Origin of the sequence: Clostridium moutaii, assembly GCF_041205085.1 — a bacterium.
Lineage (GTDB): Bacteria > Bacillota > Clostridia > Clostridiales > Clostridiaceae > Clostridium_B > Clostridium_B moutaii.
Map to the genome: position 1 here is coordinate 1 of NZ_JBGEWD010000028.1, position 23,952 is coordinate 23,952.

The following is a 23,952-nucleotide window of genomic DNA, read 5'->3' on the forward strand; positions in this document are numbered from 1 at the left end:
TATAATATATCTTTTCCTCCAATATTCGCATACCGATACACCAGGAATAGTTATCTTTATGCATAAAACAATCAGCCACATCAAAATTTACGTTCTGATGTGGCTGATTCACTAGGTTTTTATAGATTATTCACTATATCCTTAAAACTATTTCCTCTAACTTCAAAGTTAGGGAACATGTCAAAGCTAGCGCAGGCAGGCGAAAGAGTAATAATATCTCCCTTATCCGCCAACTCCTTTGCTTTATTAACTGCATCAGATAAAGAATCCACCATAACTATGGGTACCTTAATTCCCTTTTCATTTTTTAATTTATCAAAGGACAGCTTGATTTTTTCTCTTGTAGCTCCCATAAGTATTAAAGTTTTGATCTTCGAATATCCTTCCTCTGCCAGAGTATCAAAAGGTATTTTTTTATCATATCCACCTGCTATTAATATAACAGGTTTTTCAAAAGCTCTAAGTCCGGCTAGAGTCCTAGTAGGACTTGAAGCAATGGAATCATTATAGTATTTCACTCCATTTACACTTCTTACAAATTCACACCTATGCTCCACTCCGGAAAAATTGACAGCAACCTTTCTCATATTTTCAATATCCACATCATCCTTTATTGAACAAAAAGCCGCTAAAAAGTTTTCCACATTATGCATTCCCTTAAGCTTCACTTCTTTTATTTTACAAACCTCATTTTCATCTATATACAGACTATTATCTTTTAAATATCCTCCTTCATTTAGCATTCTTTTACTGCTAAATTGTATTACACTGCCTACAGCTTCCGGCACCATGGAATTCACTATGTCATTATCTCTGTTGAGCACAAGCAAGTCTTTCTTACCCTGATATCTGAATATATTCTTTTTAGCATTTACATATTCATTCATGTCCTTGTGAATATCTAAATGATTAGGACTAATATTAGTTATAACTGCAACTTCAGGTGAAACATTCATAGTCATTAATTGAAAACTGGATAATTCCAAAACTACCTTATCTTCACTTTTCATTTCATTTATCCTGGTGAATAATGGAGTACCTATGTTTCCTCCAATCCAAGTCTTATATCCATGGTCTTTTAAAATATTATATATAATGGTAGTAGTAGTAGTTTTGCCGTCACTTCCAGTCACTCCATATATTTTAGCAGGACAATATTTAATAAATTCCTCCATCTCAGAAGTTATATATGCTCCATTTTGTTTAGCCTTCACAAGATATGGATCATCTATTCTCATAGAAGGTGTTTTAAATATCACCTGAAACTCATTTAGATTATGAAGGTAATCTTCACCTAATACCAGATCTATATTTTTTTCTCTAAATTCTTTTGCTATTTTTCCTAATTGATTTTCACTCTTTTTATCAAAAGCAGTAACTTCTGCACCTAAACTCAATAAAAAATTAATTAAAGGCCTATTGCTTATTCCTATACCAACTACCGCTGTTTTTTTACCTTTTATAAACTTTTTAAACTCATTGAAATCTTTTTTCATAAAATTACCTCCATACCAGACTTATTACAATAATTTATATTTTGATTATATAATAGCACAACATATTGTAAAATAATATACTTCCAATTATCAAGCGATTCTCGGATACGGTGGAGTTTGCCCGACATGAATATATTCCTATTAAACCATTTACCTATTATTAAATTAAAGCATGTCGAGTATAGTCAAAATTATGAGAAAATATTTAATTTAACAACTTTATTGTTGACTATTGAAAATTATTATCCTATTATGCTATACTATGTTTGTGCCGTAAGGAACATTAATATAATTCCCCAAGTTTTAATTAAACATATAACATATCCCCATGATTAAACCCTAATTCACCGAATAATCACGATTATTCGGTGAATTTTTTGTCTATTATTCAGATGATTTCTTATATATGAAATATGTCCAACTGATTTTTATATCTCAAAATCAGTTGGACATATCATTAAAATTGTATTTTCCCTTGTATAAATCCTTTCAATTCTTCTATTTTAATTCTAAATTGTTTCATTGTATCTCTATCTCTTATAGTAACAGTATTATCTTCTATAGTATCAAAGTCTACAGTTATACAATAAGGAGTTCCAATTTCATCTTCTCTTCTATATCTCTTTCCTATACTTCCTGCATCATCATAATCTATATTAAAATCTTTTTTCAGCATATTATAAACTTCCAAAGATTTCTCTGATAGTTTCTTGCTAAGACAAAGAACTGCTGCTTTAAATGGGGCTATTGCCGGATGAAAATGTAATACTGTTCTTACATCTCCTCCTTCCAGTTCTTCTTCATCATAGGCATCAACTAAAAATGCAAGCACTGCCCTATCTGCTCCTACAGAAGGTTCTATACAATACGGTATATATTTTTCCTTAGTGATAGGATCCATATATGTCATGTCTTTTCCTGAATGATTTTGATGCTGGGTCAAATCATAATCTGTTCTGTCTGCCACACCCCAAAGTTCTCCCCATCCAAAAGGAAATAAATATTCAATATCAGAAGTAGCATTACTATAATGAGAAAGTTCTTCCTTGTCATGATCTCTAAATCTTATATTTTCCTCTTTCATGCCAAGATTCAATAAAAACTTCCAACAATAATCCTTCCAATAACTATGCCATTCCAAATCGCTTCCAGGTTTACAGAAAAATTCCAGCTCCATTTGCTCAAATTCTCTAGTTCTAAAAGTAAAATTTCCTGGAGTTATTTCATTTCTAAATGCCTTGCCTATTTGAGCTATACCAAAAGGTATCTTTTTTCTACTTGTTCTCTGGACATTTTTAAAGTTTACAAATATACCTTGGGCTGTTTCAGGTCTCAAATATATTTCTGCCTTCGAATCCTCCGTAACTCCCTGAAATGTTTTAAACATAAGATTAAATTGTCTAATGTCAGTAAAATTCTTTTTCCCACAGCTAGGACAGACAATATTGTTATCATCTATATATTTTTTTAACTTTTCATTGCTCCATCCATCTGCACTGGCCTTCTCCACTCCTTTTGACGTCATGTGCTCCTCAACTAATTTATCCGCTCTAAACCTGGCCTTACATTCTTTACAATCCATAAGAGGATCGGTGAAGTTTCCCACATGACCTGAGGCCACCCAAACTTCACTATTCATAAGTATTGCACAATCTATTCCTACATTGTGCTCATTTTCATGAACAAACTTCTTCCACCAGGCCCTCTTTACATTATTTTTCAGTTCCACTCCAACAGGTCCATAGTCCCATGTATTGGCAAGCCCTCCATATATATCTGAGCCAGGATACACAAATCCCCTGTTTTTAGCCAAAGCCACTACCTTATCCATAGTTTTTTCAAAAGCCATATTATAATTTCTCCTCTCAATAATTTATTGAATTTTTATCCGATGGCTGCCATTGCTAACACTCCCGGCTTCGTACAGCATGGAATGATAAGCACTGCTACACCCCTGGATAAGCTCTTCTAAGGTTCAGATACGAAAAGTATTTCTTATGAGCAAGCTCCACCTGAACCTAAAAATCACTTGATAATCAATTATTAGCAGAATACAAACTGCAATTTTGGGTATAAAAAAAGGGCCTACTTCAAAGGGACGAATTATCTCCGCGGTTCCACCCTTTTTAGCACAAGCTCATCTTTGAAATACTCAGCTCAAAAGCCCCTTCACAAAAAATTTCGTTGTTTACACCATCCACAACTTCTCTTTAGAAATTTATATTGCTACTATTCTTTATCATAGCTATTTATTAAATTATTCATATAACTCTTATTATACCCTATTGTATGCAAATGTAAATATTAAGTCACTGAAATCCACAAAATAAAATGGCTCCGTGGAGAGGGCTCGAACCTCCAACCCTTCGGTTAACAGCCGAATGCTCAACCATTGAGCTACCACGGAACGACTTACATGTATAATTATATCATGCAATTTTAAAAATGCAATATATTTTATATTCAAAAGATAATAAATTTAAGAGTTTACTATAAAAAANGACTTACATGTATAATTATATCATGCAATTTTAAAAATGCAATATATTTTATATTCAAAAGATAATAAATTTAAGAGTTTACTATAAAAAATCCAAGGGCTCCTAAATTAATAAAAAACCCCTGGATTTTAAACCATGTCACATATATTTAATTTCAGTAATAAAATAACAATTATAGTGATGTTATCAAACTTACTGCTGCTGATTTGGTTTCATTGTAGGGAAAAGTATAACATCTCTTATAGAATAGGAATCTGTTAAAAACATTACCAGTCTATCTATACCTATTCCCAAACCTCCAGTCGGAGGCATGCCTATTTCAAGTGCATTTAAGAAATCTTCATCCATCATATATGCCTCATCATCACCTAATTCTCTTTCTTTTAGCTGCTGCATAAATCTTTCCTTTTGAACTATAGGGTCATTTAATTCTGAATAGGCATTACATATTTCTCTTCCAAATACAAATCCTTCAAATCTTTCTGTAAACTTAGGATTACCCCTTTTCTTTTTAGTAAGAGGTGATATTTCAACAGGATAATCCATCACAAAAGCAGGTTGAATAAACTTCTCTTCGCAAAACTCTTCAAATAGGGCATCCAATATGTCGCCTTTTGAACAATCCTTCAATTCCTTCTTTAATTCAATATGTTTTTCTTTAGCAATTTCTCTAGCTTGCTCATCATCTTTCACTTCATCAAAGTCCACACCTGCGAACTTTTTAACTGCATCTACCATAGTGATTCTCTTCCATGGCGGTTTAAAGTCTATTTCTGTATCTTCATAAACTACTTTTGTAGTACCAAGAACTTTCTCACATACATATGCAACCATATTTTCAGTAATTTCCATCATATCATTATAATCTGCGAAAGCTTCATATAACTCAATAGATGTATATTCTGGATTATGTCTTATATCCATACCTTCATTTCTAAAGCACTTACCAATTTCATATACTTTTTCAAAGCCCCCAACTATAAGTCTTTTAAGGTATAGTTCTGTAGCAATTCTTAAATACATATCTATATCAAGTGCATTATGATGGGTTGTAAAGGGTTTTGCTGCAGCTCCTCCAGCTATTGATGAAAGTATTGGGGTCTCCACTTCTATATAGTCCTTATTATCTAGGAATTCTCTTATTGATTTTATTATAGCAGTTCTCTTCAAGAAAGTATCTCTAACATCACTGTTTATTATTAAATCCACATATCTCTGTCTATATCTTAAATCTGGATCTTTTAATCCATGCCATTTTTCTGGAAGCGGCTTGAGAGACTTAGCTACCAGTTCAAAATCTGTAATATGAATTGTTATTTCTTCTGTTTTAGTTTTAAATACTCTACCTGTTACAGATAAAATATCTCCTATATCATAGGACTTATATTCTTTAAGCTTATCTTCACCTACATCATTTATTTTTATATACAGCTGAATTTTTCCATATCTGTCATACAAATCTGAAAAACCAGCTTTGCCATGAACTCTTTTTGATATCAATCTCCCTGCAACAGTTACATTTTTTCCCTCTAAGGTTTCATAATTATTTCTCACTTCCTCAGAAGTATGAGTTCTTTCTACTTTATAAACTTCAAAGGGATCTTTCCCTTCTTCTTTTAAAGCTGCTAATTTTTGAAGTCTCTCCTTTATCAGCTCATTGGAATTTTCTTCCAGTATATGTGTGTTTTTTTCATCTTTTGCCATCAACATTACCCTCCAATTATCTTCTTATGCTTAGTATTTCATATTTGCTAATTCCATCTGGAATCTGTATTTCAAGTATGTCTCCCTCTCTTTTTCCCATAAGTCCTTTACCCACAGGTGACTCATTGGATATTTTATTATTAACGGGATCGGCCTCTGCAGATCCTACAATTAAATATTCAACTTCTTCTTCAAGATCATAATCCTTTACCTTTACAATGGAACCTACATTCACTATATCCGGTGGAATTTCATCCTCATCTACTATAGTAGCATTTTTCAGCATATTTTCAAGTTGAACTATCCTTCCTTCCACAAATGCTTGTTCATTTTTAGCACTATCATACTCCGAATTTTCACTTAAATCTCCAAATGAAAGAGCCATTTTAATTTTTTCAGTAATTTCTTTTCTTTTAACTGTTTTTAAATTTTCTAATTCCTGTTCAAGTTTTCTTATTCCCTCATAGGTCATCACATATTTTTTTAATGCACTCATTCCACTCTCCCCTTTCAATAATTTATATAAACCTCTCCCATATCCCATAACTTTTTCAGATTTATTGTACTTTAATTAATCTTCACAATTATCATTTAAGTAATTATAAAACAGCACTATTATAATGTCAACGTAATAAGATCTCCTCTACACTAATCTTATAAATGCCTATATTTTTACAAAATCAATTCATCCTTATTGAATTTTATTTTATTTAAAAATACGCCATTGGATTGTAAAGACTTCTCCACATCTTTTTCACCCAGCTGGCAAAGTATAGAACCTAAAAGCTCGAAGGATATGTTACCATACTTAAAATCCCATGGAATTTTATACTCAATATCATTTACTATAATATTATTTTTATAACATGGTATATAACTATTATCCAAATACCATATATACTTATTATTGTCTGCACTGATTCTTTCAGAAGTTATAATAAAATCTGCACTTTTAAAAGAAAAATTCATGTCAGAGGTAACTATAGGTGTTACACCATAATTTGCTGTAATATATTGCCTAAGTTCGTTTGCTTTCACTATATCTGGGGAAAGCAGCACTATAAACTTGGCTTCTTTAGCTAAAAAACATATAGTATCAAATAAAATAGGTTTTGAAGCGTCATAAATAACTACACAGCTATGCCTTATACTCTTTTTTTTATTTCTAAGTATGATTTTTGAACTTCTTACAATACTAAAGGCCATTAATTCTCTTTGAAATTTATTATATAAATTATAGTCCAAATATCTATATATTTTTGGTACTAAGCATATATCTTTTATTTTAGATATTTTTTGGGCCTTTAAAATGTTATTTCTATAGGAATTCATATTGATATTTAGAGGGAATTTCATAATTCCAATTTTTAATCCAAATTCCTTTATAAAAAGCTTTTCCTCCATTCTTATTTTGAATCTATCTTTTATCCTTCCCCAAAAACTATTATCATCATAAAAAACATCTCTATCCGATTTTGCATACAAAATAGATCTCACATTTGCTATTCCCCTTAAATTACTTACAATAATATCTTATTCTCCCATCAAATTAAAAATTACAACAGACATTTATATTTATCTAAAATTTCAAATACATTTTCGCTATACTTTTCATAATTTATTTTGTCTTTTATTTCTTTACTGTTTTTCAGGCCTTTTATATACCAAGCTATGTGTTTTCTCATCTCTTTTACTGCCCTGTCTTCTCCATTATAATAAATAGATTTGTTATAGTGTTTTATACACACATCCACTCTTTCTCTTGGAGTAGGATATCTAACAGAACGTTTCTCCATATATTGTCGTATTTGACTAAATATCCATGGATTTCCCATAGCTCCTCTTCCAATCATTATCCCATCACATTTTGTTTTGTTGAAGATCGCATTTGCATCTTCTGCCGCAAATATATCACCATTGCCGATTACTGGGATTTCAACTGCTTTCTTTACTTGACATATTATATCCCAATTGGCCTTACCACTATACATTTGGATACTAGTTCTACCATGGACCGTTATGGCATCTGCCCCAGATTGTTCCATACTCTTTGCAAAATCCACCACATTTATATTGTCAAAATCAAAACCAATTCTCATCTTTACAGTAACGGGTTTTAAAGAAGCCTTTTTTACCTCTTTTACTATTTTTGATGCAAGCAGTGGATTTTTCATAAGAGCAGATCCATCTCCGTTTTTTACTATTTTAGGAGCCGGACACCCCATATTTATATCTACCACACCAATCTGCTCATTGTCATTAAAAAAATCGCAGGCTTTAGCCATTATAAGTGGATCACTCCCAAATATTTGCACACCTATAGGTCCTTCTTTAGGAGATGCAAGAAACATATCTCGAGTTCTTTTATTTCCATAAAACAGGGCTTTGGCGCTTATCATCTCCGTATAAGCAAATCCACACTGCATCTCCATACACAATTCCCTAAATGCTCTATCAGTAACACCTGCCATAGGAGCCAAAAATACATTGTTTTCAAATTCTACTTCTCCTATTTTCATTAAGACACCGTTTCCTTATTTTTGTCGTAAATTATTCTAAGTCCTGTTAATGTCAATATGGAATCAATTATATCTATGGATTCAGATCCTTCCTTTATAAGCTTAGCCAGGCCCCCTGTAGCTATTATGAAGGGCTCCTCCTCACCTAAATCCATCATTTCCTTTTTCATATTTTTAACTATATAATCTACCTGTCCAATATATCCATATACTATACCAGCTTGTATGCTAGACACAGTATTCTTACATATAATATTAGATGGCTTGGTAATTTCCACCCTTGGAAGTTTAGCTGCTTTCTCAAACAGTGCATCTGAAGATATCTTTATCCCAGGACATATAGCTCCTCCTAGATAATCTCCTTTAGCAGTGATTGCACAAAATGTAGTGGCTGTTCCAAAATCTATAATAATTATAGATCTTTTATATATTTCATGGGCAGCTACAGCATTTACTATTCTATCTGCTCCTACCTCCCTTGGATTATCATACCTTACATTTATTCCAGTTTTCACTCCTGGTCCAACTATAACCGGAATAACCTGAAAATACTTTATCACCATATGTTCCAGTGAATACATTATATTAGGTACCACAGAAGATATTATAGCTCCTTTTATATCCGATAAATTTAAATTATTTTGCAAAAATAATTCCATAACTTGAACTCCATATTCATCTGCTGTTCTTTTATCATCTGTAGATAATCTCCAGACTGAAATAAGATCATCATCATCATATATTCCCAAAACAATATTAGTATTGCCCACATCCAGAACCAAAATCACTAAACAACACCATCTTTCTAAATAAAATCAATAAATTTATTTTATCCATAATATACATAATTCTAGAGCAGCTTTAAAGCTGCTCTAGAATTAATAGATTTCTGTCAAAATTATAATTTAATTGTATCAATAAAATCTTATTTGTCAAGATTAAATATCTCCACATCTTCTATTGTATTTTTTTCATAAAATCCACACTATTCACTATATATCTAATATGAGATCCTTCCCCAATCTTTCCAGTATCATCCCAAACTTCAGCCTTAAAAAATAATTTTTTCTCTTTAACTTTTTCCAGAAAAACTTCACATCTAACTTTAACGCCAACTGGAGATGGTTTAATATGTTTTACATTTATTTCTATACCCACTGTAGTATATCCTGAAGGAAGATGAAGATCCACGCAGTTTTTACATGTATTTTCAATAAGAGCTGTCATAGCTGGTGTAGCAAATACATTTAAATCACCAGAGCCTATTTTTTTTGCTGTATCATTCTCAGTTACATGTACTTCCATAGTAGAAGTAATGCCTTCTCTTACATTAAATTCCATTGCAATCATCTCATTTCATATAAAATTTACACCCTATAAGACACATAAATCATTATATCACTGTTATTTAACTTTTAAAATACATTACTAGGTGAAAACATCTTACATAATAATATAAATAATCAATATAAAAAAATCCTGTGATATGTACAGGATTTTTTTATATACCATGTTAAATTATGCTTGATTAAAAACTTCTTCAAATTCATCTGCCTCAAGTTTTTCTTTTTCTAAAAGCCTCTCAGCTACAGCTCTTAATCTATTCATATTTTGTGAAAGAAGTTTTTCAGCTTTATTATAACCTTCGTCTATTAATTTTCTTATTTCCTTATCTATTTCAAAAGCCACTTCTTCGCTATAATTCTTACCTTTTCCAAAATCTCTTCCTAAAAATACTTCATCATGCCCTGAGCCAAATGCAATGGGTCCAAGATCACTCATTCCATAATCCATTACCATTTTCCTAGCTATAGTTGTAGCTCTTTCAATATCATTTTTAGCTCCAGTGCTTATATCACCAATTACTAATTTTTCTGCTACTCTTCCTCCTAAAAGCCCTACAATCTCATCCTCAAGCTTTGCCTTTGACATATATGAACTGTCTTTTTCCGGAAGATGCATGGTATATCCACCAGCCATTCCCCTTGGTATTATACTTATCTGATGAACCGGATCCGAATTAGGTAAAAGTTTCATAACCACTGCGTGACCTGCTTCATGGTATGCAGTGAGCTTTCTGTCTTCTTCATCAATAACCCTGCTCTTTTTTTCAGGTCCTGCTATTACCCTTGTCACTGCCTCTTCCAATTCATCCATTCCAATTAAAGTCTTATTATTTCTAACTGCTAGAAGGGCAGATTCATTCATAAGATTTTCTAAATCAGCACCTGTAAATCCAGGTGTCCTCTTTGCTAAAACATCCAGTTTCACTTCATCATCTAAATGTTTATTTTTAGAATGAACTTTAAGTATCTCTTCTCTGCCTTTAACATCTGGTGCACCTACAAGTATTTGCCTGTCAAATCTTCCAGGTCTTAAAAGAGCAGGATCCAATATGTCTGGCCTATTCGTGGCAGCTATCATTATTATTCCTTCATTAGCACCAAATCCATCCATTTCAACTAAAAGCTGATTTAAAGTCTGCTCTCTTTCATCATGTCCTCCACCAAGTCCAGCTCCTCTTTGTCTTCCAACTGCATCTATTTCATCTATAAATACTATACAAGGTGAATTTTTCTTTGCCTGATCAAACAAATCTCTTACCCTTGAAGCACCTACACCTACAAACATCTCTACAAAATCAGAACCTGATATACTAAAAAATGGTACTCCTGCTTCACCTGATATAGCCTTAGCCAAAAGCGTCTTACCAGTTCCTGGAGGTCCTATAAGTAAAACTCCTTTAGGTATTCTAGCTCCCATTTCTATATATCTCTTAGGTTGTTTTAAAAAATCTACTATTTCTGCCAATTCTTCTTTTTCCTCATCTGCTCCTGCAACATCTTCGAAAGTTACCTTTTTTTTATCTGGTGTGGCCATCTTAGCCCTGCTCTTGCCGAAATTCATTACATTCCGATTTCCCCCACCGCCTTGAGATTGCTGCATAAACATAAACCAAAACGCCACAAGCATAAGTATCACAAGAACTGTAGGTAAATATTGGACCCACATAGGCATTGTAGCTGGCTTAACATACGTTTCCTGAACTTCACCATCTTTAGGATGTTCTCCTATAAACTGAAATAATCTCTCAGATGGAACTACAGTCTCATAAGCTGTTCCGTTTTTCAAACTACCCTGAACTGTCATATTATCTTCCCTAAGTTGAAAACTTTTTATATTATTACTTAGCCAATCTTTTTGAAAATCATTAAAACTAATGGATACTGAATTATCATTAGTTCTTACTAACAGTAATGCAGCAAGAATTACTAATATGAAAACTATAACCCAGGCCGTTGCGCTTGAAAATTTTTTCATTAAAGGCCCCCCTCTCTTTCTAGTTTAATACTGTAAAATTGTATCATAAGTAAAATTCCTTTACAATAAATTTTAATACTAATTATTTGTAAACTTCCTCCTTTAATATACCAACGTATGGAAAATTTCTATATTTTTCTGCATAATCTAAGCCATATCCTACCAAGAAGTAATCGGGGACTTCAAATCCTATGTATTTAGCTTTAACATTAACTTTTCTTCTCTCTGCTTTATTTAGAAGACAAGCTATTTCTATGCTTTTAGCCTTTCTTCCTTTCAAATAATCAATTAGATATGCCAAAGTTACACCTGAATCTATAATATCCTCAACTATTAACACATGTTTGTTCTCCATTTCATAATCCAGATCCTTCAAAATCCTTACAACACCTGAACTGCTTGTAGAATTTCCATAACTGGAAACTGCCATGAAATCCATACTACATGGAATAGTTATCTCTCTAAGCAAATCTGCCATAAATGGAACTGAACCTTTCAATATACCCACAAGCATTAAATCCTTGCCTTCATAATCCTCACTTACTTTTTTACCCATTTCCTTAACTCTCTTTTTTATTGTCTTCTCATCAAGCAGAATTTCCTTAATGTCATCACTTATAGTACTCATAATTTTATGTTTCCTCACTTTCAAATCCTATAGCCAAAATAGTTTTACTGCTTTTATCTACTTTAAAAATTTCACTTATTCTATATCCAACTACCCATGCAATTTTATCTCCAAAACATATTAATGGAATACTGTCTCTCTTATCTTTTGATATCTTTAAATCTATGAAAAGATCTTTCAATTTCTTATTTCCCAACATTCCAAGCGGTATTAACTTATCTCCCTTCTTCCTATTTCTCAACATTATATCTCCCCGTACTTTATCATAATCAAAATATTGAATGAATTTATTTTGATTATAGTGTATATATTCCTTATTGTCAGTTAATTTTACATAGACCTTGAGTTTAATATCTGAAATATAATTACACCCAATTTCCAGTTTATATTGCCTTGAGCAAGTTATTTCAGTTTTTGTCACATTTTTTCTTATTATAATATCTCCATAGTTATTTACTGCCAATATATTATGTGGAAGCATCAATTCTTTACCAGTAGAGTGTTTCTGAATATCTATTATACTAAAAATATGAACTTTCTCAAAATCTTTTAAACTTTTAGCTGCACTTTCTAGTGAAAATCTAATTATTCTAGTCAATATAGCTTCTTGCTCTAAAAATGCCTCCTTAGATATTATAACCTTTTCTAGCTTTATGTCACAATATTTTTTGAATTTTTCTCGTGAAATATACTCTAAATAGTCATTATCTACTTTTATTGTATCCGAAAATCTATTTAAAACTTTAATTATATCTTGATTAAAGTTTTTTTGTATATATGGTATGAGTTCCAATCTTATTTTATTTCTGGAATATACAGTTTGAAAATTAGTTTTATCAATTCTAGGCTGAAGATTATTATCATTACAATATTTTTCAATTTCATCTCTGGTATTATGTATTAGTGGTCTTACAAAAATATTATCTCTTACAGGCCTTATTCCAATAAGTCCATTTAATCCAGCTCCTCTTATAATTCTCATCAAGATGGTTTCAGCTTGATCATTGGCATTATGTGCTATGGCTATCTTCTGAGCTTTTAATTCAGCTTTAAGTTTTTTAAAAAATTTATATCTTTCTTCCCTTCCTGCACTTTCACAGGATATATTTCTCTTTTTAGCCACGTCATTTATATTTATTTTTAAACTTTTAAATTCAATGCCTAGATTTTTACAAAAACTTTCCACATACAATTCATCTTTATCCGCCTCTATACCTCTTAAGCAATGATTTACATGAGCTGCAAACAAAGTTATATTTAATTCTTCACGTAAAACATATAATATATGCAATAGACATATAGAATCAGGCCCTCCTGATACAGCTACTATCACTCTATCATTGCTTTTAAACATTGCATTTTTTCTTATGGTATTTAATACAGATTCTATCAAAACAAGCACTTCCTAAACCTAAAAGTCATTTATGGTATAATATATTATTATATTATACCATAAATGTATTATTTTTTGTGCCTAAATGCTATAATACCTACATTTAGGCTGTTGATGCTATAAATTATCAACAGCCTAATTTTTATAATAAGAAAACTTAGGTTTATTATATTTTTATTAATAGAGACTATATACCTTTTCAACAATTGCTGTCATATCATCCTTTATTTTTCCTCCAGACAACTCTTTAGCTTTATCAATAATCTTCTGACACATTTCTTTTGGATCTGTACAATCCAATTTTTTTAAGAATTCCACTATCCATTGAAAATTCCCCGCATTTTCATTATCATAATCCACCACTCCGTCACTGACCATTATTATAAAGTCCCCGTTTATTATTCTTTTATTAGTTATATCTATATCCGGTTTATCTAGTATTCCTATGGGAAGAGTCTTAGATTTTATAACTATAATATCATCTCCTCTTTTTATAAAGCTGGCTGCTGCTCCCACTTTCATAAAATCTATTTCCCCTTCATATAAATCCACACTGCTTAAGTCTAGCGTGGAGAACTTCTCATCTTCTGTAAATTTAATGCCCATAATGGAATTTACCGTATTAATGGCCGTCATCTTATTAAATCCGGAATTAGTGAACTTTTCTATAAGCTCCACAGTAGCACTGCTTTCCTGCCCCGCCTGAGGCCCTGACCCCATACCGTCACTTATTATTGTCATATATGTTCCATCCGGCAACTTGCCAAAGCTGTAACTGTCTCCATTGTATTTTTCCCCATCTTTGCAATTCACATTAACATAAGCTGATATATGGTATTTAGGGGTTTCTTCAAATGTTATACTACAGCTGCCCATGGAAGAATTTATATTACATCCATTATCGTTTACACACATCAATTTACCAGTTACATTATTTATAAGAGGTAACACATCTTTAATACACTCTTGCCTTCCTCCGCAGGCTTCCATAGATAAATTTACAACTAAATGATCATTTCTATCATTAAAACAGAATACATCTTTATAATGTATTTTTCCTTTATTTAAAATTCTCCGAATGTTATTTTCCACTTCAGGATTAAATTTTATATCAGAGTGAAAATCTTCTGCTATTTCTGTAACCGTTCTTCCCATATTTTCTATCTGATATGCTAGAAGTCCCCTGCATTCTCCCAGCCTTATTCTCCACATCTCATTTACGATATAATTGTTTACAATTTCCTCAGTGTTTTTCATAAGAAGAGTTCTTTTAATGCATTTTCTTTGAAGTTCTTCTGGAATGCGCTTTTTATTCTCCTGATAATTTTGTATTAATTCGGAAAATCCATTATAAGTGTAAAAAGTTTCTCTCCTCCAGCACATGGATTTCATATCACAAGCGGAGCAAACTCTATCGGCTAAATTTTCTACAAGAGCACTGCTTTTATTTTTCATAGCCAATTTATCATTTTCCGCCAGCTTTGCCAGAACAGATGACATATTAGTAAGTACGTTGGAAAAACTATCTAGTCTTTTTACAAATATAGATTTAATTTTATCCGCGTAATTTTCTTTTAGATATTCTTGCTTCTTCTCACAATCCAATTCCAATTCCATTTTTTTATATACCCCTTTAGGTATGGCTAAAAATACAATACAACTTATAATTACTTCTATAATTTTAAATTGACTACCTACATTGGAATACATCTTTAATATGGCAAATGCTACAATATAGGCCGATCCACTAAACCATTTGCCTGTTTCTCTGAATATACCCGATATAAGTCCACACAATCCATAAACCGCAGTGTAAGTCATCATGTCATTAGAAGTAACTCCTATAATAGTTCCCATTGCCACTCCTGCTGCTGCACCTGAAGCACTCCCTCTTACATAACCTAATATGAGAATAAAAGTTAAAGCTATTATATTCCTAAAAGACACCCCTCCTATGCTTGTCCCCCAGGTTCCAGCTATAATTAATGAGATGGTTATAGACATACTGATTATTTCCTCACTGTTATATAAATGTCTTGTTTTTGATTCTTTAAAGCATATTATAGAATAATTAATAATAAAATATAATGAGAAGATACACATAATTTCAAAAACAGAATTAAAAGCAGCTACTCCAGCAGTTAACTTAACTACAATAAACTTATAGAAAAAAAATTCCAAAAATGCAGCTGAAAATAAGAAAATCAATTTTTTATTCTTATCAATACTCTTTAGAATATAATTTAAAAGAGTTAACGTAACAGTTATTATACAATATACTGGTAGATACTTTACATTTCCATATATGGATATATATCCAAGCAAGGTACCAAAGGCAGCTGCCAATGAGGGTACTTGCTTTTCACATACTGCTATCGATATAAAAAATGCTATCCCAAAAGGTGCCATAAGATTTACCATCATAACTCTTCCCACCAAGAAACCCGCTAAAAGGTAAAATGCCAATTTAATTATAACGTCTAAACTTTTAAATCCACTTTTCTTTCCCTCATCTTTTAATTTTTTTGTTCGTTGATAAGGAAAAACTTCTACTCCATATTGCATCAATATCACCCACCCTATAAAATCACTTTCTTTATTATAGCAGTGTGCAATGGAAATAAATGTCATAAAGTGAAACGTGTTCATATTTTTTTTAGGACATTAAATCCTATGTTTTTTCTATAATTTTTATTTTAGACAATTACATTAAAAAATTCACATTCATTACCTTCATATATGTCATATATGATTTTATTTTATCATCAAGTACTTTTTATCCACATATAATTTTCGGTATTTATCCACAGTGTTTATAATTCTACCTATATCCTAAAATACACAAAGCCCCATGTAGAACTTTGTGTATAAATGTTTATTAAATTAAAAAGCTTAAAATATAAAAAGGCTTGTAAAATTTTACAAGTCTTTAGTGTTTGGTAGCGGAAATAGGAATTGAACCTATGACCCTTCGGGTATGAACCGAATGCTCTCGCCATCTGAGCTATTCCGCCATATTATATACAATTTTGGTTGCGGGGGAAGGACTTGAACCTACGACCTTCGGGTTATGAGCCCGACGAGCTACCAACTGCTCCACCCCGCGTCATTTTGTTTTGGTGCTGAAGACCTATTCCACCGTTCCGATAAATAAATCAACATCAGATACAGAATATCCTATGGCCTTCAAATATAAATCAATTGCTCTTGTCATTCAAGCTATTACACCACATCATATACAATTTTGGTTGCGGGGGAAGGACTTGAACCTACGACCTTCGGGTTATGAGCCCGACGAGCTACCAACTGCTCCACCCCGCGTCATTTTGTTTTGGTGCTGAAGACCGGAATCGAACCGGTACGGGTTTTAAAGCCCGCAGGATTTTAAGTCCTGTGCGTCTGCCTGTTCCGCCACTCCAGCATTACCTAACAATTTCTCAATTTGACGACATAAGTTATTATATATGATAAATAGAATATTGTCAACAGCTTTAATAAAATTTTATATTACAATTAATAAAAGAGGCCTCATATAGGCCTCTTCAAATCACATAATTAGTAATTAGATGATTTTTTATAACCTTTCCCTTTGGAATCCTGATGTTTTTTTATGTCTTGAAATCTCTCTTCACTATCTTTTAAAAATTTAGACAATCTATCTTCAAAACTGCCTTGATTCTGTTTGCTATTCTCTTTTTGCCAATCTATTTCCAATGGTCTTGCACTTCTCTTATCCTGCTCTGCCTGCTTCATAGATAGACTTATCTTGCCATTATCATCAATAGAAATTACCTTAACTTTTACTTTGTCTTTCTCCTTTAAATAGTCTCTTATATTTTTAACATAAGTATCTGAAACCTCAGATATGTGAACTAATCCAGTTTTACCCTCAACTTCTACAAAGGCCCCAAAACTAGTGATATTAACTACTGTACCTTCTAGGATGTTTCCTGCCTTTAAGGTCATATTAAAAAGATTCCTCCTTAAAAATAATACTATATACTAAAACTTTTACTCTTTTAATTTTAATAGAGTAGGACTTCTTGGATCTTGCCCAAAAAATTTTCCTGCTTCCACAACTATTTATCCTCCATCATCCCGCAGATATGCTCTTAAAATTCTGCGATAGTTTTTATAATACAATTTAGCTATCAATTTTTGTTGTCTATTACAGGAATTTCACCTTGCTTAATAAGACCTAATTTCTCTCTGGCCAGCTTTTCTATATATACGTCAGATGCAGACATCTTAACTTCATCCTGTAATTTTTGATTTTTACCTTTCACCCTTTGTTCCTCAGTTTTTCTTTCAGCTATTTGTTTTTTTATATCCTGCATAGTAAACTGTTGGCCTATAAATATATAGCCTATGTATAGAATCAATAATAAAAAGAATATATTATTCCACTTAATTTTTAATTTCACCACTAATCACCAGTTTCTTTAATTAAAACTCTTCTATAAATTATAGTATATCTATGAGAACATGACTTTATTTCTAATTATCACAAATAACATCATATTTATATTGTAATTTGATTTCTAACTTTCTTCAAGTTAATTTTTATAATTTTTTTTATTTTTTTTCTTAATCATATAAGTGACATACTGAAAAACATATACGAACATGTTTAAAATTACTCTAAATATCCTTCCCAATATTTTAAATGACTTTTTATGAAAGTCAATAAATATAGAGCTAAAAATTTTTAAATACAAATATATACCTACTGCCAATAAAATATATACGTACATTCTCAAATAAGCATAATTAGTATACATCAAAAATATAAATACAATTATAGCTGCAAATATCCAAAATAAAGTATCTTCTATAAATATCACTATTTTATTTAAGCCGGTGAATCCTCTTATCAATCTATAAAAATCAAATAGTACCCCAGTTATTATTCCCGCCATAATACTAAATATTATAAGTCGAATTTGATCGCCTATCGATATAATCATAATAGCCCTTTCCAATAATATATTTTTATAAAAAGCTTAAATTCCATATAGTTCAAAAACTATTTAAACATTTTTGATATTAAATTATGCTTTTTTTTCTTAGGCTCATTACTTATATATACGCAGGAATTTACAGTACCTATTATAATAACATCACCATTTTGGACATCTAATTTATTCATTTTTAAATCTTTGCCTTTAATATTAAGAGTTCCAAGATTAGTATTTAAGACTATCTGATCCTCATTAAAACTTATAACCTCAATAATACCTGTCAGTACCAGCCTTCTTCTATTTTCAAGACTCAATAAACTTTTTTTATCTTCCAACTTTATTTCTCTTTTCTCCATAAAACATCCCCTCCACCTATAATTAATATATGTGGTGAAAAGAATTTATATTACTTTCTATTTCACATCTTTTGTTTCCATGATTATCTCATACATATTTTGCACGTCTTCCTTTTTAACATAATTTTTAACATCCAAAATTTTTGCTTTTAAAGAGTTTTTTGCATACTTAATTTCTATTATATCTCCTTCTTTAATTTCAGTACTAGGTTTAGCTACCTTTCCATCTACAATAACTCTCCCACTTTCACATGCCTCTTTAGCAATAGCTCTTCTTTTTATTATTCTAGATACCTTAAGATATTTATCTAATCTCATATAAACTCTCCTTGTTAAAACAGAAAACCCAGATTTTCATCCAGGTTTTCTGAAAAATATATTATTTATTTACTTTATCTTTGAATTCCTTACCAGCCTTAAATACAGGAACTGTTGACTCTGGTATATTTATCTCCTCTTTAGTTCTAGGATTTCTTCCAATTCTAGCAGCTCTTTTTCTCACTTCAAATGTTCCAAATCCCACTAATTGAACCTTTTCTCCTTTTTCAAGTGTTTCCTCTACACTTTCTATAAATCCTTTTAAAGCTGCCTCTGCATCTTTCTTTGTTAATTTTGACTTTTCTGCTATACCAGCAATTAATTCTGATTTATTCACCTTTTTTTACCTCCTCTTATTTTCATAGACAATGTGCAAGACTATGCAAAATATCTTTATAAATCAATCTTAATTAAATTCTTTCCAAATGACTGCCATTGCTAAGGTCTTCGACTTTTTCAAAGTGTGGGATAAACAATGTTGCACCCCTGGATAAGTCCTTCTAAGGTTCAATACAAAAGTATTTCTTATGAGAAAACTCCATCTGAACCCAAGAATCACTTGATAATTAAGATTTTATAGAAAGCAATAAATATTCATATCTTCATACAAATTATTTTACTATTAACTATGTATATTTGCATACGTAATAGAATTATTTATTACTTACTAGTTTTTAAATATAATAGACATATTAGCCATATTCTGCACTAATTTATAAACTCCTTCTTTTTTGCATATAAAACTCAAATTTATTTACTTTTAGCTTCCTCCCAAAGTTTATCCATTTCATTTAATGTCATATTCATCATATCTAAACCATGGTCCATAGCATTTTTCTCTATATATGCAAAACGCTTTATAAATTTCTCTATAGTATAATTTAATGCAAACTCGGGGTCAATGTCAAGGAATCTTGCGACATTTACACATGCAAATATTAAATCTCCTATTTCTTCTACTATTTTTACCTTTTCTTCACTTTTATATACATTTTTTACTTCATAATACTCCTCTAACACTTTATCCAGAGCACATTCAACTTTGTCCCAATCAAATCCAACTCCTGCTGCTTTTTTTTGAACTTTTGAAGCCCTCATCAGCGCCGGTAAAGTTTTAGCTACATGCTTAAGCTCATCTGTATATGTTTTAAGTCCTTGTTCCTTCTTTTTTATGGTATTCCAATTTATCAACACCTGCTTGGTACTATCCACATTTTCACATCCAAATACATGGGGATGTCTCTTTATCATTTTATCACATATACCGTTAATTACATCCTTGATATTGAAAAATCCCTCTTCCTCTCCTATCTGACAATGGAATATCACTTGAAACAATACGTCTCCAAGCTCCTCTACAAGGTTTACATCATCTTTTTCATTTACAGCTTCTATAACCTCATAACTTTCTTCTATAAGGTATTTTTTTAAGCTATCATGATTCTGTTCTCTATCCCAAGGACATCCTGTATCACTTCTTAACTTCTTCATTATATCCAATAAATCCTTTAAATCATATGTAATTTCTAAATTCTTAGGTACATAAATTGATGTCAAATAATCTATGTCATCCTGCCTATCCAATTCATATAATTTTATTTTTCTTATGCTCTCACTGCCTTTAATTCCTGCAGACCTTACAAAATATATTTCAGTATCATCTCCATAGTACTCCATCAAAGCTAATTTAACCTGAGATGCAATTAATTTATCATACACCTGAGTTATTATGGTACCAGTTCTTTTATCCAGAATTTGATTTTTTATATCAAAGGCATCCATTATTTTTATCCCGTCACCGGCATCTATCTTTAGCCTTTCTATAATAGTATCTATAAAACTGACTGATGGTATTATCTCTATATCTATCGATCTTTCTTTACATAACTTTATTAGTAATGTAACTGATTTCTCTGCCACTAAAGGGTGACCTGGCACTCCATAGGCTATTTGCTTAAATTCCCTTTCTCTTTGTATTAAGTCCTCAGCGATACATTCATAAACCTCTTCAAATCTTTCCTTCTTCTCATACATATTATCATATGTTTCAAAATTTATGCCCAATTGTCTTAGATAATCTACAGTAGGATGTTTTTCCGTTCTCAAATAAACTTTATTTGAGTTTTTAAGTATATTTATGGCACCCAAAGTAAGGGACTCCACTGACCCCGGGCCTAGGCCTACTATTTTAATCATCCGTAAACCTCCTTATTTTCTTAAAAATCTATTTTTTAAATAATTATAGTTGAATATGCCAAACACAACTATAAGTGGAACATATATGACCAGGCCTGAAATTATGGCTAAAAAACATGCTATTCTGCTACTCACTGTATAATTATAGACGTACAAATAAATAATTTCAACAGCTGCTATCATAAAAATGGAAGCAAAGGCCGGTTTTATCATAGTTTGAAAATAATTTATGTCTATCTTCAATCTTTTGTTCAGAAATATTACATTTAAAACACAGGTCAAAATATAACCTGCTGCACTTCCCCAAATTGCTCCATAAATATTTACAGATGGAATTGGCACTAAAAATAAAGTTATAACTACCTTTACAATACATCCTAAAGCTAAATTAAATACAGGTCTAATATAATGTCCTACACCCTGTAGTACAGCCGTAGATGTTTGCACCAGTATTATAAATGGAATTGATAGTGCTGAATACTGAAGTATACTGGAGCCAGCAGATTGGCCTGGAAATATCAAATCTAAAATTGGATAGGCCAAAGTATATAATCCAAACATAGATGGAAGTGCAATTACCATAGAAAGTTTAAAGGATAAATCTACCTTATTCATTACATCCACATTCTTATTTAATATATGGCATTCTGCAATTATAGGCATTAAAGAGGCACATAATGCTGCTGATATGGTAAGTGGCACATTTATCAATATAAATGCCTTCCCCGTAAGCTGTCCATATAATATTGCCGCATTTTTGTATGTAAAACCTGCTTCTAATAACTTTTGGGGCACCAAGGCTGAATCTATAAGGCTCATTATACTGCTTACAGCTGCTCCTAAAGATACCGGAATTGCTATATATAACAACCTGCTCAGTATGTCCTTATTATCTGATACCTTAAATACATTTATTTCTTTTCTTACATGAATATATTTAATTATTAAATATATTCCTCCGAACAGTCCTCCTGCAGCTGCTCCCAGCGCTGCCCCCCCTGCCGAGTATTCTATCCCTCTGGGTAAAAGCAGGTATGCAAGTCCTACTCCCACTACTACTCTTCCTATTTGCTCTATAATCTGAGATACAGCAGTATAATTCATATTTTGGAGTCCTTGAAAAAAGCCTCTGAATGCACTCATTATAGATATAAACATAGGTGCAAATGCTATTGCTATTAATGAATAGTAGGATTTTCTATCCCATTTCAGAAAATGTATGATGGGTCCTGAAAATGCAAGAAGCACAGCAGTAAAACCCGTTCCTAAAATGAACATTAGAAGTACAGATTTTCTAAGTACTTGAATAACACCTTCATAATCTCCAACAGCATTTTTTTCAGATACCATTTTTGATACTGCTACGGGTATGCCTGATGCCGCTGCGATAAAAAACATATAAAGAGGAAAAGACATCTGATAGTATCCCACTCCTTCATCTCCTATAAGCATTTGAAGTGGCCATCTAAAAAATAGTCCCAAAAATTTGGATATTATACCTGCTGCTCCTAATATAACTGTAGCTTTTATAAGTGACTGTTTTTTCATAAAAATACCTCCGAATTACTATAGTTGCAAACAATTTATTTCCATGTTTATAATTATTTAAAACTCGAAGGTATTATTACTTTAAGTGAATATTTTTTATATTATAGTCAATAATGCTTTAGTGTATAAAGTGATTTTTAGGTTCAGATAAAGTCTGCTTATAAGAAATGTTTTTCGTACCTGAACCTTAGAAGAAGTTATCCAGGAGTGCAGCATTGCTATCCTCCACTTTGAAAAAGATGAGTATTACGGTGTGATAAAACAAATGGCAGCTAATGCTGCCATTGTTTACTGTTCCATTTGCTTTCCAAGAAATGAAGATGCTGTTTCAGCTAATTTGATTTCTACATCACCAAACTTAGCTTCCTCCTTAGATACTATCATTACAGCTCCAATGGCATCTCCTCCAGATATTATAGGGCATATAACCTGAGCGGAATATTTTCCCTGAATATCTTCATCATCATATATAGGTACAACCTCCTTTCCTTCAGAAGTTGAAACTGTTTTTCTATCATCTATTAATTTTTCCAACTCTGAACTTATTTTTTTATCCATGTACTCTTTTTTTGGAGCTCCACTTATTGATACCACACTATCTTTATCACATATCATAATTACATGACCTATAGTTTGCTGTAAGGATTCTGTATATCCCTTTGAAAAATCACTTAGTTCACCAATAGGTGAGTATTTTTTTAATATGACTCCTCCTTCCCTGTCTGTAAATATTTCTAAAGGATCCCCTTCTCTTATTCTAAGTGTCCTTCTTATTTCCTTTGGTATAACGACTCTACCTAGGTCGTCTATACGTCTAACAATTCCTGTTGCTTTCATGTTTAGAATTCCTCCTCAAAAATAATAATATATGACTTGTGTTAATATTATCTTTCTAAATATGAAATTTTATACACAATTGTTATTTTAAATTATAAAAACTAAAAAAGAACCATGATATAGGTCATCTGATATGACCCCAATAAGTTAGACTTTATTGCGTAGTAGTTTTTA

21 protein-coding genes and 5 tRNA genes are annotated in these 23,952 nt (G+C 31.6%); all 26 read right to left on the reverse strand.

Translation table 11 applies throughout. The features are described from left to right. Positions 1 to 119 precede the first annotated feature (119 nt). Complete coding sequence (murD, locus tag AB8U03_RS17115; RefSeq protein WP_369705768.1) at positions 120 to 1,496, reverse strand: UDP-N-acetylmuramoyl-L-alanine--D-glutamate ligase; 1,377 nt, start codon at positions 1,494 to 1,496, stop codon at positions 120 to 122. Positions 1,497 to 1,953: 457 nt separating this feature from the next. Next, complete coding sequence (locus AB8U03_RS17120) at positions 1,954 to 3,345, reverse strand: glycine--tRNA ligase (RefSeq protein ID WP_369705769.1); 1,392 nt, start codon at positions 3,343 to 3,345, stop codon at positions 1,954 to 1,956. Positions 3,346 to 3,828: 483 nt separating this feature from the next. Further along, a tRNA-Asn gene (locus AB8U03_RS17125) sits at positions 3,829 to 3,903 on the reverse strand. 286 nt (positions 3,904 to 4,189) lie between these two features. Further along, a complete protein-coding gene (gene lysS, locus AB8U03_RS17130) occupies positions 4,190 to 5,701 on the reverse strand; it encodes a lysine--tRNA ligase (protein WP_369705770.1) in 1,512 nt (503 codons plus the stop codon). A 16-nt stretch (positions 5,702 to 5,717) separates the two neighbouring features. Beyond that, the gene (gene greA / locus AB8U03_RS17135) at positions 5,718 to 6,197 is read right to left on the reverse strand and encodes a transcription elongation factor GreA (protein ID WP_369705771.1); all 480 of its coding nucleotides are present in this window, start codon (positions 6,195 to 6,197) and stop codon (positions 5,718 to 5,720) included. A gap of 176 nt (positions 6,198 to 6,373) precedes the next feature. Beyond that, on the reverse strand, positions 6,374 to 7,198 hold the full coding sequence (locus AB8U03_RS17140; protein WP_369705772.1) for a hypothetical protein: 825 nt from the start codon (positions 7,196 to 7,198) through the stop codon (positions 6,374 to 6,376). Positions 7,199 to 7,257: 59 nt separating this feature from the next. Further along, positions 7,258 to 8,220 carry a tRNA dihydrouridine synthase DusB gene (gene dusB, locus AB8U03_RS17145; protein ID WP_369705773.1) on the reverse strand — a complete coding sequence of 321 codons (963 nt, stop codon included), beginning with the start codon at positions 8,218 to 8,220 and terminating at the stop codon, positions 7,258 to 7,260. Then, positions 8,220 to 9,008: a type III pantothenate kinase gene (locus AB8U03_RS17150; protein ID WP_369705774.1), complete on the reverse strand. Its 789-nt coding sequence runs from the start codon at positions 9,006 to 9,008 to the stop codon at positions 8,220 to 8,222. The genes dusB and AB8U03_RS17150 overlap by 1 nt, the downstream gene beginning before the upstream one ends. Before the next feature lie 169 nt (positions 9,009 to 9,177). Continuing rightward, on the reverse strand, positions 9,178 to 9,561 hold the full coding sequence (locus tag AB8U03_RS17155; protein WP_369705775.1) for a thioesterase family protein: 384 nt from the start codon (positions 9,559 to 9,561) through the stop codon (positions 9,178 to 9,180). A gap of 177 nt (positions 9,562 to 9,738) precedes the next feature. Next, positions 9,739 to 11,541, reverse strand: a complete 1,803-nt coding sequence (ftsH, locus tag AB8U03_RS17160; protein ID WP_369705776.1) for an ATP-dependent zinc metalloprotease FtsH — start codon at positions 11,539 to 11,541, stop codon at positions 9,739 to 9,741. A gap of 82 nt (positions 11,542 to 11,623) precedes the next feature. Further along, positions 11,624 to 12,169 carry a hypoxanthine phosphoribosyltransferase gene (gene hpt / locus AB8U03_RS17165; RefSeq protein ID WP_369705777.1) on the reverse strand — a complete coding sequence of 182 codons (546 nt, stop codon included), beginning with the start codon at positions 12,167 to 12,169 and terminating at the stop codon, positions 11,624 to 11,626. 4 nt (positions 12,170 to 12,173) lie between these two features. Beyond that, a complete protein-coding gene (gene tilS, locus AB8U03_RS17170; protein WP_369705778.1) occupies positions 12,174 to 13,562 on the reverse strand; it encodes a tRNA lysidine(34) synthetase TilS in 1,389 nt (462 codons plus the stop codon). A 177-nt stretch (positions 13,563 to 13,739) separates the two neighbouring features. Further along, entirely contained in the window at positions 13,740 to 16,127 is a 2,388-nt protein-coding gene (gene spoIIE, locus AB8U03_RS17175; protein ID WP_369705779.1) for a stage II sporulation protein E, read from the reverse strand. Between the two features lie 372 nt (positions 16,128 to 16,499). After that, positions 16,500 to 16,576: transfer RNA gene (locus tag AB8U03_RS17180), tRNA-Met, on the reverse strand. Positions 16,577 to 16,592: 16 nt separating this feature from the next. Next, positions 16,593 to 16,668 (reverse strand) — tRNA-Met (locus AB8U03_RS17185). A 139-nt stretch (positions 16,669 to 16,807) separates the two neighbouring features. After that, positions 16,808 to 16,883 (reverse strand) — tRNA-Met (locus AB8U03_RS17190). 11 nt (positions 16,884 to 16,894) lie between these two features. After that, positions 16,895 to 16,983: transfer RNA gene (locus AB8U03_RS17195), tRNA-Leu, on the reverse strand. Positions 16,984 to 17,117: 134 nt separating this feature from the next. Beyond that, positions 17,118 to 17,528, reverse strand: coding sequence for a S1 domain-containing RNA-binding protein (locus tag AB8U03_RS17200; RefSeq protein WP_369705780.1), 411 nt, complete (start codon positions 17,526 to 17,528; stop codon positions 17,118 to 17,120). A 185-nt stretch (positions 17,529 to 17,713) separates the two neighbouring features. After that, complete coding sequence (locus AB8U03_RS17205) at positions 17,714 to 17,986, reverse strand: FtsB family cell division protein (protein WP_369705781.1); 273 nt, start codon at positions 17,984 to 17,986, stop codon at positions 17,714 to 17,716. A 132-nt stretch (positions 17,987 to 18,118) separates the two neighbouring features. Then, complete coding sequence (gene yabQ, locus AB8U03_RS17210; RefSeq protein WP_369705782.1) at positions 18,119 to 18,529, reverse strand: spore cortex biosynthesis protein YabQ; 411 nt, start codon at positions 18,527 to 18,529, stop codon at positions 18,119 to 18,121. A gap of 59 nt (positions 18,530 to 18,588) precedes the next feature. Next, positions 18,589 to 18,879, reverse strand: coding sequence for a sporulation protein YabP (gene yabP / locus AB8U03_RS17215; RefSeq protein WP_369705783.1), 291 nt, complete (start codon positions 18,877 to 18,879; stop codon positions 18,589 to 18,591). Between the two features lie 57 nt (positions 18,880 to 18,936). Further along, positions 18,937 to 19,197: an RNA-binding S4 domain-containing protein gene (locus tag AB8U03_RS17220; RefSeq protein WP_369705784.1), complete on the reverse strand. Its 261-nt coding sequence runs from the start codon at positions 19,195 to 19,197 to the stop codon at positions 18,937 to 18,939. 61 nt (positions 19,198 to 19,258) lie between these two features. Then, on the reverse strand, positions 19,259 to 19,534 hold the full coding sequence (locus tag AB8U03_RS17225) for an HU family DNA-binding protein (RefSeq protein ID WP_369705785.1): 276 nt from the start codon (positions 19,532 to 19,534) through the stop codon (positions 19,259 to 19,261). Between the two features lie 413 nt (positions 19,535 to 19,947). After that, entirely contained in the window at positions 19,948 to 21,393 is a 1,446-nt protein-coding gene (yabN, locus tag AB8U03_RS17230) for a bifunctional methyltransferase/pyrophosphohydrolase YabN (RefSeq protein ID WP_369705786.1), read from the reverse strand. Positions 21,394 to 21,405: 12 nt separating this feature from the next. Next, positions 21,406 to 22,941: a putative polysaccharide biosynthesis protein gene (locus AB8U03_RS17235; protein WP_369705787.1), complete on the reverse strand. Its 1,536-nt coding sequence runs from the start codon at positions 22,939 to 22,941 to the stop codon at positions 21,406 to 21,408. Between the two features lie 288 nt (positions 22,942 to 23,229). Beyond that, positions 23,230 to 23,778 carry a stage V sporulation protein T gene (gene spoVT, locus AB8U03_RS17240; RefSeq protein ID WP_369705788.1) on the reverse strand — a complete coding sequence of 183 codons (549 nt, stop codon included), beginning with the start codon at positions 23,776 to 23,778 and terminating at the stop codon, positions 23,230 to 23,232. Positions 23,779 to 23,952 lie beyond the last annotated feature (174 nt).

Coding starts and splice junctions, on each gene's coding strand:
- yabP (WP_369705783.1), bottom strand. CDS start 18,879: ATGGAGAAAAGAGAAATAAAGTTGGAAGATAAAAAAAGTTTATTGAGT.
- AB8U03_RS17200 (WP_369705780.1), bottom strand. CDS start 17,528: ATGACCTTAAAGGCAGGAAACATCCTAGAAGGTACAGTAGTTAATATC.
- spoIIE (WP_369705779.1), bottom strand. CDS start 16,127: ATGCAATATGGAGTAGAAGTTTTTCCTTATCAACGAACAAAAAAATTA.
- AB8U03_RS17235 (WP_369705787.1), bottom strand. CDS start 22,941: ATGAAAAAACAGTCACTTATAAAAGCTACAGTTATATTAGGAGCAGCA.
- AB8U03_RS17120 (WP_369705769.1), bottom strand. CDS start 3,345: ATGGCTTTTGAAAAAACTATGGATAAGGTAGTGGCTTTGGCTAAAAAC.
- murD (WP_369705768.1), bottom strand. CDS start 1,496: ATGAAAAAAGATTTCAATGAGTTTAAAAAGTTTATAAAAGGTAAAAAA.
- AB8U03_RS17155 (WP_369705775.1), bottom strand. CDS start 9,561: ATGGAATTTAATGTAAGAGAAGGCATTACTTCTACTATGGAAGTACAT.
- greA (WP_369705771.1), bottom strand. CDS start 6,197: ATGAGTGCATTAAAAAAATATGTGATGACCTATGAGGGAATAAGAAAA.
- dusB (WP_369705773.1), bottom strand. CDS start 8,220: ATGAAAATAGGAGAAGTAGAATTTGAAAACAATGTATTTTTGGCTCCT.
- yabQ (WP_369705782.1), bottom strand. CDS start 18,529: ATGATTATATCGATAGGCGATCAAATTCGACTTATAATATTTAGTATT.
- yabN (WP_369705786.1), bottom strand. CDS start 21,393: ATGATTAAAATAGTAGGCCTAGGCCCGGGGTCAGTGGAGTCCCTTACT.
- spoVT (WP_369705788.1), bottom strand. CDS start 23,778: ATGAAAGCAACAGGAATTGTTAGACGTATAGACGACCTAGGTAGAGTC.
- lysS (WP_369705770.1), bottom strand. CDS start 5,701: ATGGCAAAAGATGAAAAAAACACACATATACTGGAAGAAAATTCCAAT.
- ftsH (WP_369705776.1), bottom strand. CDS start 11,541: ATGAAAAAATTTTCAAGCGCAACGGCCTGGGTTATAGTTTTCATATTA.
- AB8U03_RS17220 (WP_369705784.1), bottom strand. CDS start 19,197: ATGAGATTAGATAAATATCTTAAGGTATCTAGAATAATAAAAAGAAGA.
- hpt (WP_369705777.1), bottom strand. CDS start 12,169: ATGAGTACTATAAGTGATGACATTAAGGAAATTCTGCTTGATGAGAAG.